Raw genomic sequence first — 14,565 nt, 5'->3', positions numbered from 1 at the left:
CTCATACACCGCCTCCAACGTCAGTTCCTGTCGTCTGGCGATCTCTTTCGCTCGCACGCCGTCGCTGAACATCAGAATCGTCCGCGACCGGTCTCGTATTCGCCAATCACGACGGCTTCTCGCCATCGCTTCAAGCTTTGTACGTTCTTCCTGCGTCAGTTCCAGCGCTTTCAATGCCATCAGCTTCGTTGCTCGTCCCGTCCAGTTCGAACCACGATTGTAGAGACATTTCATGTCGAAGGCTTATCATGCTTGCTTCGGGATTTTTATCGAATAACGGCGGTTTCATTCGCACTTTATGCCCGAAGACTTTAAATCATCCAACTACCAATCAAACTTTGCTTGACGATATTAATGGATTTATCGATTTCGTGACAAGCAGAAACCCTCCCCCACCACCTCAAAATCCGGAAATTATTATTGATATTTTCATCTATTCCGGGCAGTTGTGATTTCACGCAGCGGATGGTAGCGCGCGTTACCGCATGCACGGCACTGGATGCGCGCCGACCTCAAAAAAAAAACGGCGCATGCCGAAGCCTGCGCCGCCTTGCAGGTTGCCGGCCCCGCGCCGGTGGTTCAATCCGCGCCCAGCGCCGCCAGCGGATGCGCAAACAGCTTCCACGGTGACGTAAGGAAATGCCGCACGCGTTCGGCGCGCAGTTCGACGAGCGACGCGGGCGCCCAGCGAGGCTTGCGATCCTTGTCGACGAGATGCGCACGCACGCCTTCGCAGAAGTCGCCTTCCTCGATCGCCCGCGCGACGATGCCGAGCTCCATCCGGAACGATTCGGCCAGCGTCATCTGGCGGCCGCGCAGCAGCGCCTCGCGCGTCACGCACAGCATCGTCGGCGAATGGCCGATGAGCGCATCGAGCGTCGCCTGCAGCCATTGACGGTGCTCGCGCGACAGCTCCTCGCGTGCGAGATCCTGCGTCAGCGTCGCGACGATCCGCTCGACGGTCGAGCGCTTGTCGAAGTGACGCACGATCCACGGCATCTGGCTGTCGAGCGCCGCGTGCGGCACGACGTTGCACGGCGGCTCGAACACCTTGCGCAGCAACGGCAGCGCATCGCCTTCCCACTTGACGCTTTCGATGCGCGTCTCGAACGTGTCGAGCCACGCGGACGGCACGCACAGATCCGCGAGCTTTGCGGTCAGCGCGTCGGCGCCCGACAGCATCGCGCCGGTCAGCCCGACGTACAGCTCGAGCTCGGCCGGCATGCGCGACAGGAAATGCGTCGCGCCGACGTCGGGCACGAGGCCGATGCGCGTCTCCGGCATCGCGATCTTGCTGCGCTCGGTCGCGACGCGCAGCGCCGCGCCCTGCGCGAGGCCCATGCCGCCGCCCATCGTCACGCCGTCCATCAGCGCGACCACCGGCTTCGGGAACGTATGGATTGCGTAGTCGAGCCGGTATTCGTCGACGAAGAACGGCAGCCAGGTTTCGCGCTGCGCGACCATCCTGTACAGCGCACGCACGTCGCCGCCCGCGCAGAAACCCTTCTCGCCGGCGCCGCGCAGCACGACCGCGACGATCTGGTCGTCGTTACGGCAGCGCTCGAGGAGCGCGGCCAGTTCGCCGATCATCGCGTACGACAGCGCATTGAGCGCCGCCGACCGGTTCAGCGTGATCAGTGCCACGCGGTTCACCACGCGGAACAGCACCTCGGGTGCGTGCTCCACGAAAGCGTCGTGATTCGTCACCGGCGTGCTCATCGTTGCGGCTCTCCCTCGTTGTGCCACTGCGGCGCGCGCTTGCCGAGGAACGCAGCCACGCCTTCGCGCGGATCGTTCGTGTCGAACAGGTCGACGAAGCGTTCGCGCTCGACCGCGAGCGCCGCGCTGCGCGGCACGCCGCGGCGCGCGAGGCCGATCAGCTCCTTGCTGTACGCAACCGCGTGCGGGCTCTGCCGCGTAACGTTGCGCGCGAGCGCCAGCGCCGCATCGCGCGACGCGCCCGACGCCACGACGTCCTCGACGAGGCCGATCCGCAGCGCGGTGGCCGCATCGACACGCGCGCCCGTCAGGATGATCTTCTTCGCCCAGCCTTCGCCGACGAGCCAGGGCAGCGTCTGCGTGCCGAGCCCGCACGGCAGCAGGCCGACCGACGGCTCGGGCAGCGCCATCTGCGCATGCGTCTCCGCGATCCGCAGGTCGCACGCGAGCGCGCATTCAAGACCGCCGCCCATCGCGTAGCCGTTGATCGCCGCGATCGTCACGACGCGCGCATCGTGCAGCGCCTCGAACGCCGCGCCGAAGCGCGACGCCATCGCACGCGCGACCGCGCGGTCGCCTTCGGCGAACGTGTTGAGGTCGGCACCCGCGCTGAAGAACTTCGGGCCGTCGCCGGTGATCACCAGCGCGCGCACGCGCGGGTTCGCATTCAGTTCGGCGACGGTTTCCTGCAGTTGCCGCAGCCCGTCGGCGGTAAAGGCGTTCGCGGGCGGACGCTTGAGCGTCGCGCACGCGATCGCGCCGTCGTCGACGTAGTCGAGTTCGATCATGAGGCGTCCTTCTTCGTTGCCGGTTGGTACAGGCGGATCACCGCCGAGAAATCGAGCTGGCCGTCGCCACGGCTGCTCATCGTCTGGTACAGCTGCTGCGCGAGCGCGCCCAGATAGACGGGCTGGCGGGCCTGCTTCGCGGCGTCGTTCGCGAGGCCGAGATCCTTCAGCATCAGGTCGGTGCCGAAGCCGCCCGAGTAGCCGCGCGACGACGGCGCGGTCTCGATCACGCCCGGATACGGGTTGTAGGTATCCGAACTCCAGCAGCGGCCCGTCGACGTATTGACGATGCCGGCCAGCACCTTCGGGTCGATGCCGAGCGCGACGCCGAGCGACATCGCCTCCGACACGGCCGCCATCGAGATGCCGAGCACGAGGTTGTTGCAGACTTTCGCGACCTGCCCCATCCCCGTCGCGCCGCAGTGGACGATGTTCTTGCCCATGCCCGCGAGCACCGGCTTCACGCGCTCGAAATCCGCGTCGCTGCCGCCGACCATGAAGGTCAGCGTGCCGGCCGCCGCGCCGCCGGTGCCGCCCGACACCGGCGCATCGACGAACGCGCCGCCGTGCTCGCGCACGAGCGCGCCGAACGCCTGCGCGCTCGCCGGGTCGATCGTGCTCGAATCGATCACGGTCGCGCCCGCGCCGAGGCCGGCGAGCACGCCGTTCTCGCCGGACAACACCGAGCGCACGTGCGGGGCGGCCGGCAGCATCGTGATGACGAACGTCGCGCCCGAGGCCGCATCGCGCGGCGAAGCAGCCACCTGCGCACCGGCATCCTGCAGCGCGCGCAATGCGTCGGCGCTCAGGTCGAACGCATGTACTTCATGGCCTGCTTTCAGCAGGTTCAGCGCCATCGGCGCGCCCATGTGGCCGAGTCCGATAAAACCGATTTTCATGTTCGTGTCCTCCGCCGCTCAATGCAGCCGGATCGTCGTGTTCACCGGGCCGGCCGTCGTGTCGTCGTCGAACCAGCGCGCGGTGACCGTCTTCGTCTGCGTATAGAACTGCACGACCTGCTTGCCGTACGGGCCGAGATCGCCGAGCTTCGAGCCGCGCGAACCGGTGAAGCTGAAGAACGGCACGGGCACCGGGATCGGGATGTTGATGCCGACCTGGCCGATGTCGATTTCGCTCTGGAACTTGCGTGCGGCCGCGCCGCTCTGCGTGAACAGCCCCACGCCGTTGCCGAACGGGTTCGCGTTGACGAGCGCGATCGCGTCGTCGAGCGTGTCGGCTTCCATCACGACCAGCACGGGGCCGAAGATTTCATGCGTGTAGACCGACATGTTCGTCTTCACGCCCGAGAAGATCGTCGGGCCGACGAAATTGCCCTGCTCGTAGCCGGTCACCTTCACGTCACGGCCGTCGAGTTCGAGCTTCGCGCCCTCCTTCACGCCCGCGTCGATCAGCGACAGGATGCGTTCCTTCGCGGCCTTCGACACGACCGGCCCGACGTCCGTGCCGGCTTCCGCGCCCGCATTGACCTTCAGCGCCTTCGCCTTCTCGACGATGTCCGGCAGCCAGTCGCGCGCGTTGCCGACGAGCACCGCGACCGAGGTCGCCATGCAGCGCTGGCCGGCCGCGCCGAAGCCCGCACCGACGAGTGCGTTGATCGTCTGCTCGCGGTTCGCATCGGGCAGCACGACGGCGTGATTCTTCGCGCCCATCATCGACTGCACGCGCTTGCCGTGCGCGCTGCCGAGGTTGTACACGTGCGTGCCGACCGCCGTCGAACCGACGAACGAGATCGCCTTCACGAGCGGATGCGTGCAGATCGCGTCGACGACTTCCTTGCCGCCGTGCACGACGTTCAGTACTCCTTTCGGTACGCCGGCCTCGACCGCGAGCTCGACGAGTTCCATCGTCGACAGCGGATCCTGCTCCGACGGCTTCAGCACGAACGTGTTGCCGCAGACGATCGCCATCGGGAACATCCATAGCGGAATCATCGCGGGGAAGTTGAACGGCGTGATGCCCGCGCACACACCGAGCGGCTGGCGCAGCGTGTAGGTATCCACCCCGCCCGCGACGTTCTCCGCGAACTCGCCGAGCTGCAGCGAACCGATCGAGCACGCGTGCTCGACCACTTCGAGGCCGCGGAAGATGTCGCCTTCGGCATCGGGAATCGTCTTGCCCTGCTCGGCCGTCAGCGTCTTCGCGATGCGCTGCTGGTTCGTGCGCACGAGATCCTGGAACTTCAGCATGATGCGCATGCGCGCGGCGATCGGCGTGTTCTTCCACGTCGCGAAGGCGGTGTGCGCGGCCTGCACGGCCGCGTCGACTTCCGCGACGGTCGCGAACGGCACGCGCGCGAGCACCTGCTGCGTCGCCGGGTTGACGATGTCGCGCCACTCGTTCGTGGCGGACTCGACGAAGGCGCCGTCGATCAGCAGCTTGACCGTCGGCACGTCTTTCGAATTCGCGTTCATCGATCCTTTCTCCTGACAGAGGGCCGCGAAGCGCGATAGCGCCGCGCGGCCGGTTCAATTCGGCTGCGGGCGGCGGCCGCGACATGCGGCGCGCGCGGCCCGCGGTCACGTCACTTCAGTTCGGCGGCGAAATCCTCTTCCCAGTATTCGCCGGGCATCCGTTCACTTGCATCGGCGCCACGCTCGATCTCGCGGCGGCGCAATTCGACGCGGCGGATCTTCCCCGAGATCGTCTTCGGCAGCTCCGCGAACTGCAGGCGGCGAATGCGCTTGTACGGCGCGAGCTTTTCGCGCGAGAAGCGGAAGATGTCCAGCGCGAGTTCGGGGCTTTCCTCGTAGCCCTGCCGCAGCGTGATGAAGGTCTTCGGCACCGACAGCCGCACGGGGTCGGGGCTCGGCACGACGGCCGCCTCGGCGATCGCCGGATGCTCGATCAGCACGCTTTCAAGTTCGAACGGGCTCAGCCGGTAGTCTGACGACTTGAACACGTCGTCCGCGCGGCCGATGTACACGTAGTAACCGTCGTCGCGGCGCATCGCGATGTCCGACGTGCGGTAGTGGCCGTCGCGCATCGCGTAGGCCGTCGCGTCGGGGTTGTTCGCATAGCCTTTCATCAGCCCGACCGGGCGCGTGACGCCCGCGCCGATCGGCAGTGCAACCTCGCCTTCGGTCACGGACGCGCCGTCCGGATCGAGCAATTCGATCCGGTAGCCGGGCAGCGGCCGGCCCATCGAGCCCGCGACGACCGGCTGGCCCGGCGAGTTGCCGATCAGGCAGGTCGTTTCGGTCTGGCCATAGCCGTCGCGGATCGCGATGCCCCACGCTTTCTTCACGCGCTCGATGATCTCGGGATTCAGCGGCTCGCCCGCGCCGACGATCTCGCGCAGCTTCACGTCGAACGACGCGAGCGGCTGCTGCACGAGCATGCGCCACACGGTCGGCGGCGCGCACAGCGTCGTCACCTGGTATTTGACGAGCGCATCGAGCACGACCTTCGGCTCGAAACGCGCGTAGTTGAAAGCGAACACGCACGCCTGCGCGTTCCACGGCGCGAAGAAGCAGCTCCACGCGTGCTTCGCCCAGCCCGGCGAGCTGATGTTCCAGTGGATGTCGCCCGGCTGCAGGCCGACCCAGTACATCGTCGACAGATGGCCGACCGGATAGGTGCGGTGCGTATGCTCGACGAGCTTCGGCTTCGACGTCGTGCCCGACGTGAAGTACAGCAGCATCGCTTCGTTCGACTGCGTGACGGCGTCGGGGTTGAATGCCGCGCTCGCCGCATAGCCTTCGTTCATCGCGAGCCAGCCCGCGCGCGGCGCGCCGGCGACGATCTTCTGCGCGAGGCCGAGATCCGGCTGTTCGAATTTGGCGGCTTCGTTCTCGTCGACGATCGCGTATTTCGCGCCGCCGATCTGCACGCGGTCGCGCACGTCGTCGGGCGACAGTTGCGTGGTGGCAGGCAGCACGATCGCGCCGAGCTTCATCGCGGCGAGCATCGCGTCCCACAGCTCGACACGGTTCGGCAGCATCAGCAGGATCCGGTCGCCGCGCACGACGCCGATCGAACGCAGCCAGTTCGCGATCCGCGACGAGCGCTCGGACATCTGCGCGAACGAATACGGATCGCCCGTGCCGGTCGCCGCATCGACGATCCACAGCGCGGGCTGGTCGTTGCCGCGCGCCATCGGGTCGAAGTAGTCGAGCGCCCAGTTGAATGCGTCGAGCACCGGCCACTCGAACTCGCGGTACGCGGTGTCGTAGTCGGTGCGATGGCGCAGCAGAAAGTCGCGTGCGTCCAGGAATGCCTGTACCGTCATCGTTTCCTCCAGTCTCCGTGCCTCGTGCGGTCGACCCGCGTGAGCGCTTTATCGCTTACGTGGATCCCATGCCCTGGCAAGTCTCCATGCCTCACGGTCAACCGGGCATGCGCTGCAGCCCATGCCCGGTTGCCTCCGTTGCGGCGCACGGTCACGTCGTTGCGTGCCGCGTTCGCCGCGCTGCCCTCGTGCCCTGCGTGATGTCGTCGCCGGGATAACCGCCACGGCTCAAAGCTGCCGCGCGATCACCATCCGCTGCACTTCGCTGGTGCCTTCGTAAATCTGCGTGATGCGCGCGTCGCGATAGTGGCGCTCGACTTCGTAATCGACCAGGTAGCCGTAGCCGCCGTGGATCTGGATCGCGTCCGAGCACACGCGCTCGGCCATCTCCGATGCGAACAGCTTCGCCTGCGATGCTTCCGACAGGCACGGCAGCCCGGCCGTGCGCAGCTTCGCCGCGTGATGCACGAGCAGGCGCGCGGCGTTGATCTGCACGGCCATGTCGGCGAGCTTCTGCTGGATCGCCTGGTGCTCGGCGATCGGCTTGCCGAACTGCACGCGCTCGCCCGCATAGCGGCGCGCCTTGTCGAATGCGGCGCGCGCGATGCCGAGCGCCTGCGCGGCGATGCCGATACGCCCGCCCTCAAGATTCGACAGCGCGATCTTCAGCCCTTCGCCGCGATTGCCGAGCAGGTTCTCTTCCGGAATCGCGCAGTTCTCGAACGTGATCGGGCACGTATCCGACGCGCGGATGCCCATCTTCTTTTCGGGTTTGCCGACGATGAAGCCCGGCGTGTCGGTCGGCACCAGGAACGCGGAAATGCCGCGCTTGCCGGCTTCCGGGTCGGTCATGGCAAAAACGATCGCGACGCCGGCACGTTGGCCGTTGGTCACGAACTGCTTCGCGCCGTTCAGCACCCATTTGCCGTCGCGCAGTTCCGCACGCGTACGCAGGTTGTTCGCCTCGGAGCCGGCATGCGGCTCGGTCAGGCAGAACGCGCCGATCACGCGGCCAGCCGCCATGTCGGCCAGCCAGCGATCCTTCTGCGCGGGCGTGCCGAAGCCGAGGATCGGCCCGCAGCCGACCGAGTTGTGCACGCTCATCATCGTCGCGCACGCGGCGTCGCCGGCGGCGACCTCTTCCATCGCCAGCGCGTAGGCCACGTAGTCCGTATACGAGCCGCCCAGCTCCTGCGGCACGATCATCCCGAGCAGGCCGAGTTCGCCGAGCTGCGCGACGATCGCGTCGGGCAGGTGCGCATCGTGGTCCCACTGCGCGGCGTTCGGCGCCAGCATCTCGGTGGCAAACGCGCGCGCGGCGTCGCGGATCATCCGCTGGTCTTCGGTGTAAAGCTCGTCCATGGTGCTGCTGTCTCCCGCGGCCGCCGGGCGCGACCGTCCTTGCGTTTCGATGCAACAAGTGTAGGCAAGCAGGCGCGACTGTTCGATGCTCGCGTCGCTCATTTACACTGAGCGTTTTTGCCACACCGGCGGCACGGATGAAGCAGGAAGACAAGGGAACCGTCGCGATCAGTCTCGTCGCTTACAGCGTCGCGCTGGCCACGCGGCGCGGCGTCGCGGCCGAGCCGCTGCTCGCGCAGGCCGGCATCGCGCCCGCGCTGCTCGGGCAGCCGCGCGCCCGCGTGTCCGCGCAGCAATACGGCGCGCTGTGGAACGCGATCGCGCGCACGCTCGACGACGAGTTTTTCGGGCAGGATCGCCACCCGATGCGCAGCGGCAGCTTCATCGCGATGAGCCAGGCGGCGCTGTCCGCGCGCGACGGCCTGCACGCGATGGCGCGCGCGGTGAATTTCATGCACTGCGTGCTCGACGACCTGCACGCGGAGCTCGACGCGAATCCGCAGCGCGTTCGGCTGCGCTTCGTGCACCGCAACAACGGCGCGACGCCCGCGATGTTCACGTACGCGACCTATTTCATTATCGTCTACGGGCTCACCTGCTGGCTGATCGGGCGGCGCATCCCGCTGCTGCATGCGAGCTTCCGCTGCGACACGCCGCCCGCCGACCACGAATACCCGTCGATGTTCTGTGACGACATGCGCTTCAACGAGCCTGATTCGTATGTCGATTTCGATCCCGAATTCGCGACGCTGCCGGTCGTGCAGAACGCGAAGACGCTGAAGACGTTCCTGCGCAACGCGCCGGCGAGCTTCATCGTCAAGTACCGCAACCCGAACGCGCTCGCGCAGCGCGTGCGCGCGGTGCTGCGCGGAATGCCGCCCGCCGCGTGGCCGGGCGCGGGCGGGATGGCCGCGCGGCTGCACGTGGCCGAGGCGACGCTGCGCCGCAAGCTGCACCAGGAAGGCCACGCATACCAGTCGATCAAGGACACGCTGCGGCGCGATCTGGCGTTCGAGGCGCTGGCCGACCCCGCGCGCACGATCGCCGACGTCGCGGCTGCCACCGGTTTCGCGGAACCGAGTGCGTTCTACCGCGCGTTCCGCAAATGGAGCGGACGCAGCCCGGCCGACTATCGCGACGAAGTGCTCGCGCGGGGCGGCGGCGCGAGCTGAAACCGGCCGGCACGGCCGTCGCTTCGCGCTTTGTGCCGAAACCGCCTAATCTTTAAGCATCGGGCCCACGCCCTTTCCGCCACCGGACGACACGCGGCCGCGCGCCGCCCGGACGTCTCGATGCACTTTCACCGTCACGGGCCGCCGTCGGCGCCTGCCACGCCCGGCGGCCACCCTCGTCACCCGCTGTCCGCGCGGGTCGCACGCGCCGCGCTGTTCGCGGCGCTGCTCGTCGTGTGTGCCGCTCTCGCTGCACCGTCGCCTGCCGAAGCGCCCGCCGCCACTCACCCGGTGGTCGTGATCCCGATCAACGGCGCGATCGGCCCGGCCAGCGCCGACTTCATCGTGCGCTCGCTCGACCGCGCGGCCCGCCAGCACGCGCCGCTCGCGATCCTGCAGCTCGACACGCCCGGCGGCCTCGACACGTCGATGCGGCAGATCATCAAGGCCATCCTCGGCTCGCCGGTGCCGGTCGCCGCGTTCGTCGCGCCGGGCGGCGCGCGGGCCGCGAGCGCGGGCACCTACATCGTCTATGCGAGCCACTTCGCGGCGATGGCGCCCGGCACCAATCTCGGCGCGGCGTCGCCCGTGCAGTTCGGCATCGGCGGCGCCGCGCCGCCGGGCGGGAACCCCGCCGCACCGCGTGCGCCGGCCGGCACCCCAGGGGCGTCAGGGGCGTCCGATGCGTCCGCCACCGCGGTCGCGCTGCCGACCGATACCCAATCGACCGAGATCCGCAAGGCGATGCAGGACGCCTCCGCGTATATCCGCGGCCTCGCGCAGTTGCGCGGGCGCAATGCCGAGTGGGCCGAGCGCGCGGTGCGCGAGGCCGTGAGCCTGTCGGCAAGCGAGGCGCGTGCGCAGCATGTGGTCGACCTGATCGCGCAGGATCCGGCCGACCTCGCTCGCCAGCTCGACGGCCACGCCGTGACCACCACTGCCGGCACGGTGCGGCTCGCGACCGCGCATGCGCCGCTCGTCGTGGTCGAGCCCGACTGGCGCAGCCGCTTCCTGGCGATCATCGCCGACCCGAACGTCGCGCTGATCCTGCTGACGATCGGCATCTACGGCCTGTTCTTCGAGTTCGCGAACCCCGGCTTCGTGCTGCCGGGCGTCGCCGGCACGATCTGCCTGCTGGTCGGGCTGTTCGCGATGCAGTTGCTGCCGATCAGCTATGCGGGCCTCGGCCTCGTGCTGCTCGGTCTCGGCTGCCTGGTCGCCGAGGCGTTCCTGCCGACCTTCGGCGTGCTCGGCTTCGGCGGGATCGTGTCGTTCACGATCGGCGCGCTGATGCTGATCGACACCGACGTGCCCGGCTACGGGATTCCGTGGCCCGTGATCGCGAGCCTCGCGCTCGGCGGCGGGCTGCTCGTCGCGGGCGTATCGAGCGTCGCGCTGCGCGCGCGCCGCCGCCCGGTCGTAACGGGCGCCGAGGCGATGGTCGGCAGCATCGGCGAGGTGCTCGACGACGGCCTGCTGGCCGACCAGCCGCAAGGTGCGGCCGGCGCCGCGCCGTCCGCCGCGGGCTGGGTGCGCGTGCATGGCGAGCGCTGGCGCGTCGCGAGCAGCGTACCGCTCGCCGCGGGCTGCCGCGTGCGTGTCACCGGCCGCCACGGCTTGCTGCTCACCGTCGCGCCGCTCTACGACATGCCGACGCAGGAACAACAACACCAGGGAGAACCAACATGATGGGTTACACGTTCGGCTTCAGCAGCGTCCTGATCGTCTTCGTCGTGGTGCTCGTAGCATCGTCGATCCGCATCTTCCGCGAATACGAGCGCGGCGTCGTGTTCATGCTCGGCCGGTTCTGGAAGGTAAAGGGGCCGGGGCTCGTGCTGATCATCCCGATCGTCCAGCAGGTCGTGCGCATCGACCTGCGCACCGTCGTGTTCGACGTGCCGCCGCAGGACGTGATCACGCGCGACAACGTGTCGGTCAAGGTGAATGCCGTCGTGTATTTCCGCGTCGTCGATCCGGAGAAGGCCGTGATCCAGGTCGCGCGCTTCTTCGACGCGACGAGCCAGCTCTCGCAGACGACGCTGCGCTCGGTGCTGGGCAAGCACGACCTCGATGCGCTGCTCGCCGAGCGCGAACAGTTGAACGCCGATATCCAGAAGACGCTCGACGCGCAGACCGACGCGTGGGGGATCAAGGTGTCGACGGTCGAGATCAAGCACGTCGACCTCAACGAAACGATGATCCGTGCGATCGCGCGGCAGGCCGAGGCCGAGCGCGAGCGGCGCGCGAAGGTGATTCACGCGGAAGGCGAATTGCAGGCGTCGGAGAAGCTGTTGCAGGCCGCGCAGCGGCTTGCGCTGCAGCCGCAGGCAATGCAGTTGCGCTACCTGCAGACGCTGACGACGATCGCGGCCGACAAGAACTCGACGATCGTGTTTCCGCTGCCGATCGATCTGCTGGGGGCGTTGCTGGAGCGGTTGGGCTCGCCGCGCGAGCGCTGAGACGCTCGTGTTCCGGCCCGCGCGGCGCGGCCATCGATCCCGCTGGCCGCGAAGCCGCGGCGGCCCGGCGCCCGGCGCCCGGCGCCCAGCGCCCAGCGCACGTCAAGCCAGCAGCTTGCGCTCGGTCTTGCCGTACTTGATCGACTTCTCGTCCGGGATCATCAGGCCCGTGTGCTCGTCGCGGCCCTGCAGCAGGAAGCGCGCGTCCGACTGGCCGATCTGTTCGGCCGCGAGTTTGCTGTCCGCGCCGATCTCGCCCTTCTTCATCCGGTTGACGATCACGCCGGCCGCGGTGTCCTTGAAGTCGCGCAGCATCCACGCGTCGCCGTCGCTGTCGCCGAACACCAGCAGCGGGCCGTAGCCCTTCTTCGACGCGAGGACGTTGCGGATGCCCACCGTCTTGCCGGGCCCCCAGTTGAAATGCCAGCCGGCCGGATACGTGCTCGTGTACTTGCCGTCCCGCATGTCGAGACGCAAGCCGATCACGTTCCCGGGCGGCACGCCGTAGCCATAGTTCGGATTGCCGGCGAACACGCGCACGACATCGTCGAGCGACGCCGTGCTGACGTACACGTCGATGCCGTTCGCGCGCAGCGTATGCATCACCGCGCGGATTTCCTCATGTATGCGAATGCCGTGGAAATGCGTGTCGGCCACCACGCCGGCCTTGCCCGGCAGCGTCTTCGGGCTTTCGTAGCGGACCTTGCGCAACGCGTCGCCGATGCCGTAGTTGTTCGACGCTTCCGCCATCGCCTGCAGCTCGGCGGTCGTCATGTTCTTGTAGAAATAGATGATCCACTTGTAGCCGATCTCGAGCGGATGCGTGTCGCAGATCGCGTCGTACATGAAGTACAGCTTCGCGCGGAAATCCTTGAACTGATCGGTCTCGCGAATCTCGTCGATGCTCTTGTCGCCGCCGAATCCCTGGTAGTTCGCGTAGAGCCAGCGATAGTCGGATTCGATGTCGGCCGCGAGGTCTTCCATCGTCACCGGCTTGCCGTCCACCGTCGCGTAGTCCTTCATGAAGGCGCCCTTCGGCACGTCCTTCCACATCACGTCGACGAATTCGGCCGGCGTCAGCTTGTACTGCAGATGGTTGATCTGGTACATCAGCAGCGCCTCTTCGCAGTCGTTCATGATGCACGTGTTGTCCCAGTCGAACACCGCGTACGGGCGGCGCTTGTCGTCGTAGTGCGCGCTCGCGACGCCATGCTGGTCGAGCACCGCCTGCAGGCGCGCGGCGTTGAACGGCGACCAGCGGCCCGGGTCCAGCGCATCCGGCACGGCTGCGCTCTTCGCGCCGGCCGTGCCGGCCTTGAGCATCAGCGATGTCGCGGCGGTCGCCGCGGCAAGGGTATTCATGAACTGGCGGCGTTGCATGGTCTCTCTCCCTGGAAATGTCGAATCGGTTTCAGTCGCTATTCCGCGCGGCTCACCGCGCACCGGCCGCCGATCGGCGCGGCGAAGCCGGGACGGCTCCGAACCGGGGGCGAATGATGTGACGAAATTATTTCGGCAATTTGACAGCGTCACGTCGCGACACGACGGGGAGTTGATCCGGCGCGACATGTCGCACCGTCACAAGGCGGCCGCGCGCGCGGCCATCCGGGCCGGCGCCGGCAGACGGCTCGTGACGATCCCGGCCTGTGCCCCCGACCCGGACGGGTGCGCAGGGGGCCGTCCGGCCCAACTTCCGGAAATCTAGAGTTTCCACTCCACTTCGGCCCTTCATTAGGACAAATCCTCACCCTTGGGGGGGCTGGCGCGCGCACCGGAACCGTCTATGATCATTACATCATTCAATGACACATTAAATGCTGACTGAATAACCCGTGACGGTGACGCCGGCGGTGCATTCCAGATCAGCGCCCCCAACGGAGACGCATCATGGCCGACCACCACCCGCTGCCGGAAGTCCACCTCGACGAGTTGCCGCAATTCCGTGCGGTCCAGCAGCTGGCGTATCGCTGCGTCGAAACCGTCGGCGCGATGCTCTACCCCGGCATCACCGAAAAGGAAGCCGCGCGCCTGCTGACCGAATGGCTGCAGGACAACGGCGTGCATGACTGGCTGCACAAGCCGTTCGCATGGTTCGGCGACCGCACCGCGTTCGAGGGCTTCTCGGGCCTCAAGCACATGGGCGGCTTCAATCTCGCGTTCTTCCCGAGCAACCGCCAGCTCGAAACCGACATGCCGGTGATCCTCGACGTCGCGCCGGTGCTCGACGGCATCGTGGCCGACGTCGGCTACGCGCACTGCCTCGGCCGCAACCCGATCCTCGACCAGCTGCAGGACGACCTGATGGATCATCGCGACATGATCGTGCGGCTCGTGAAGGCACGCCGGCCGATGGCCGAAGTCGCGCAGGAAGTCGACGCGCTGTGCCGCCGCCAGGGCGTCGAGCCGCGCCACAAGGCCTATCCGTTCAAGGTGCTCGCGCATCGCGTCGCGAAGATCCACAAGCTGTCGAAGCCGCGCTTCGTCGCACGCTTCGGGCTGAACGCGACGCGCAACCTGCTGCTCGACCAAGGCCGCGCGGCGAAACAGCAAGGCTGGTCGCCGCTGTGGTCGATCGACCGCCGCTCCGAGCATGCGCCGGTGCCGGGCCTGTGGGCCGTCGAGCCGCATCTCGGCTTCGCCGGCGTCGGCGCGAAATTCGAAGAGCTGCTCGTCATCACCGAAGACGACGCGTACTGGCTCGACGAAGACCTGCCGCACGTGCGCCGCTGGCAGCGCCGCCAGGCCGAGCGCACGCAGGCCGTCGCGACCGTGCCGGCCGCCGCCTGACCCGAACGCGCCCTTCTTCCCGACTCCCT

At 67.6% G+C, this 14,565-nt stretch carries 13 protein-coding genes; 5 read left to right on the top strand and 8 right to left on the bottom strand.

Features of this window, described 5'->3' with window-relative positions; all coding sequences use genetic code 11:
• On the bottom strand, positions 1-234 hold a 234-nt coding region (locus CFB82_RS42360; protein ID WP_218829058.1), incomplete at its 3' end, for a hypothetical protein.
• Between the two features lie 14 nt (positions 235-248).
• Between CFB82_RS42360 and CFB82_RS42355 the strand changes: the two genes are divergently transcribed.
• The gene (locus tag CFB82_RS42355; protein ID WP_143750950.1) at positions 249-452 is read left to right on the top strand and encodes a hypothetical protein; all 204 of its coding nucleotides are present in this window, start codon (positions 249-251) and stop codon (positions 450-452) included.
• A 127-nt stretch (positions 453-579) separates the two neighbouring features.
• Here CFB82_RS42355 and CFB82_RS21880 read toward each other — a convergent pair whose 3' ends face one another.
• From CFB82_RS21880 to CFB82_RS21855, 6 genes are all read right to left on the bottom strand, one after another.
• Positions 580-1,719 carry an enoyl-CoA hydratase/isomerase family protein gene (locus CFB82_RS21880; RefSeq protein WP_089485245.1) on the bottom strand — a complete coding sequence of 380 codons (1,140 nt, stop codon included), beginning with the start codon at positions 1,717-1,719 and terminating at the stop codon, positions 580-582.
• Positions 1,716-2,507 carry an enoyl-CoA hydratase gene (locus CFB82_RS21875; RefSeq protein ID WP_089485244.1) on the bottom strand — a complete coding sequence of 264 codons (792 nt, stop codon included), beginning with the start codon at positions 2,505-2,507 and terminating at the stop codon, positions 1,716-1,718. The genes CFB82_RS21880 and CFB82_RS21875 overlap by 4 nt, the downstream gene beginning before the upstream one ends.
• Positions 2,504-3,406, bottom strand: a complete 903-nt coding sequence (mmsB, locus tag CFB82_RS21870; protein WP_089475353.1) for a 3-hydroxyisobutyrate dehydrogenase — start codon at positions 3,404-3,406, stop codon at positions 2,504-2,506. The genes CFB82_RS21875 and mmsB overlap by 4 nt, the downstream gene beginning before the upstream one ends.
• Before the next feature lie 18 nt (positions 3,407-3,424).
• Positions 3,425-4,939, bottom strand: coding sequence for a CoA-acylating methylmalonate-semialdehyde dehydrogenase (locus tag CFB82_RS21865; RefSeq protein ID WP_089485243.1), 1,515 nt, complete (start codon positions 4,937-4,939; stop codon positions 3,425-3,427).
• Positions 4,940-5,049: 110 nt separating this feature from the next.
• On the bottom strand, positions 5,050-6,756 hold the full coding sequence (locus CFB82_RS21860; RefSeq protein WP_089485242.1) for an AMP-binding protein: 1,707 nt from the start codon (positions 6,754-6,756) through the stop codon (positions 5,050-5,052).
• Between the two features lie 228 nt (positions 6,757-6,984).
• The gene (locus tag CFB82_RS21855; RefSeq protein ID WP_023477775.1) at positions 6,985-8,118 is read right to left on the bottom strand and encodes an acyl-CoA dehydrogenase family protein; all 1,134 of its coding nucleotides are present in this window, start codon (positions 8,116-8,118) and stop codon (positions 6,985-6,987) included.
• Positions 8,119-8,255: 137 nt separating this feature from the next.
• On the opposite strand from CFB82_RS21855, the gene CFB82_RS21850 reads away from it, so the two are divergent.
• The 3 genes from CFB82_RS21850 to CFB82_RS21840 all read left to right on the top strand — a co-directional run bounded on the left by CFB82_RS21850 (position 8,256) and on the right by CFB82_RS21840 (position 11,749).
• Positions 8,256-9,290 carry an AraC family transcriptional regulator gene (locus tag CFB82_RS21850; RefSeq protein ID WP_011354321.1) on the top strand — a complete coding sequence of 345 codons (1,035 nt, stop codon included), beginning with the start codon at positions 8,256-8,258 and terminating at the stop codon, positions 9,288-9,290.
• 120 nt (positions 9,291-9,410) lie between these two features.
• On the top strand, positions 9,411-10,979 hold the full coding sequence (locus CFB82_RS21845) for an NfeD family protein (protein WP_089485241.1): 1,569 nt from the start codon (positions 9,411-9,413) through the stop codon (positions 10,977-10,979).
• Positions 10,976-11,749 (top strand): slipin family protein, encoded by a 774-nt coding sequence (locus tag CFB82_RS21840; RefSeq protein WP_089485240.1) that lies wholly within the window; start codon positions 10,976-10,978, stop codon positions 11,747-11,749. The genes CFB82_RS21845 and CFB82_RS21840 overlap by 4 nt, the downstream gene beginning before the upstream one ends.
• A 102-nt stretch (positions 11,750-11,851) precedes the next feature.
• Here the strand turns inward: CFB82_RS21840 and CFB82_RS21835 are convergent, their stop codons facing one another.
• Positions 11,852-13,129, bottom strand: a complete 1,278-nt coding sequence (locus CFB82_RS21835; RefSeq protein WP_089485239.1) for a haloacid dehalogenase-like hydrolase — start codon at positions 13,127-13,129, stop codon at positions 11,852-11,854.
• Between the two features lie 507 nt (positions 13,130-13,636).
• Here CFB82_RS21835 and CFB82_RS21830 point away from each other — a divergent pair.
• The gene (locus CFB82_RS21830; RefSeq protein WP_089485238.1) at positions 13,637-14,536 is read left to right on the top strand and encodes a M24 family metallopeptidase; all 900 of its coding nucleotides are present in this window, start codon (positions 13,637-13,639) and stop codon (positions 14,534-14,536) included.
• Positions 14,537-14,565: the final 29 nt, after the last annotated feature.

This window comes from Burkholderia sp. HI2714, from assembly GCF_002223085.1.
GTDB classification, from domain to species: domain Bacteria; phylum Pseudomonadota; class Gammaproteobacteria; order Burkholderiales; family Burkholderiaceae; genus Burkholderia; species Burkholderia lata_D.
The sequence above is the reverse complement of the archived record's forward strand: the minus strand, read 5'-3'. Positions and strand labels throughout refer to the sequence as shown.

What these genes read in the sequence shown, in the direction of transcription:
- CFB82_RS21835 (WP_089485239.1), bottom strand. Translation starts at nt 13,129, where the DNA reads ATGCAACGCCGCCAGTTCATGAATACCCTTGCCGCGGCGACCGCCGCG.
- CFB82_RS21840 (WP_089485240.1), top strand. Translation starts at nt 10,976, where the DNA reads ATGATGGGTTACACGTTCGGCTTCAGCAGCGTCCTGATCGTCTTCGTC.
- CFB82_RS21845 (WP_089485241.1), top strand. Translation starts at nt 9,411, where the DNA reads ATGCACTTTCACCGTCACGGGCCGCCGTCGGCGCCTGCCACGCCCGGC.
- CFB82_RS21860 (WP_089485242.1), bottom strand. Translation starts at nt 6,756, where the DNA reads ATGACGGTACAGGCATTCCTGGACGCACGCGACTTTCTGCTGCGCCAT.
- CFB82_RS21830 (WP_089485238.1), top strand. Translation starts at nt 13,637, where the DNA reads ATGGCCGACCACCACCCGCTGCCGGAAGTCCACCTCGACGAGTTGCCG.
- CFB82_RS21855 (WP_023477775.1), bottom strand. Translation starts at nt 8,118, where the DNA reads ATGGACGAGCTTTACACCGAAGACCAGCGGATGATCCGCGACGCCGCG.
- CFB82_RS21880 (WP_089485245.1), bottom strand. Translation starts at nt 1,719, where the DNA reads ATGAGCACGCCGGTGACGAATCACGACGCTTTCGTGGAGCACGCACCC.
- CFB82_RS21865 (WP_089485243.1), bottom strand. Translation starts at nt 4,939, where the DNA reads ATGAACGCGAATTCGAAAGACGTGCCGACGGTCAAGCTGCTGATCGAC.
- CFB82_RS21850 (WP_011354321.1), top strand. Translation starts at nt 8,256, where the DNA reads ATGAAGCAGGAAGACAAGGGAACCGTCGCGATCAGTCTCGTCGCTTAC.
- CFB82_RS21875 (WP_089485244.1), bottom strand. Translation starts at nt 2,507, where the DNA reads ATGATCGAACTCGACTACGTCGACGACGGCGCGATCGCGTGCGCGACG.
- mmsB (WP_089475353.1), bottom strand. Translation starts at nt 3,406, where the DNA reads ATGAAAATCGGTTTTATCGGACTCGGCCACATGGGCGCGCCGATGGCG.
- CFB82_RS42355 (WP_143750950.1), top strand. Translation starts at nt 249, where the DNA reads ATGCTTGCTTCGGGATTTTTATCGAATAACGGCGGTTTCATTCGCACT.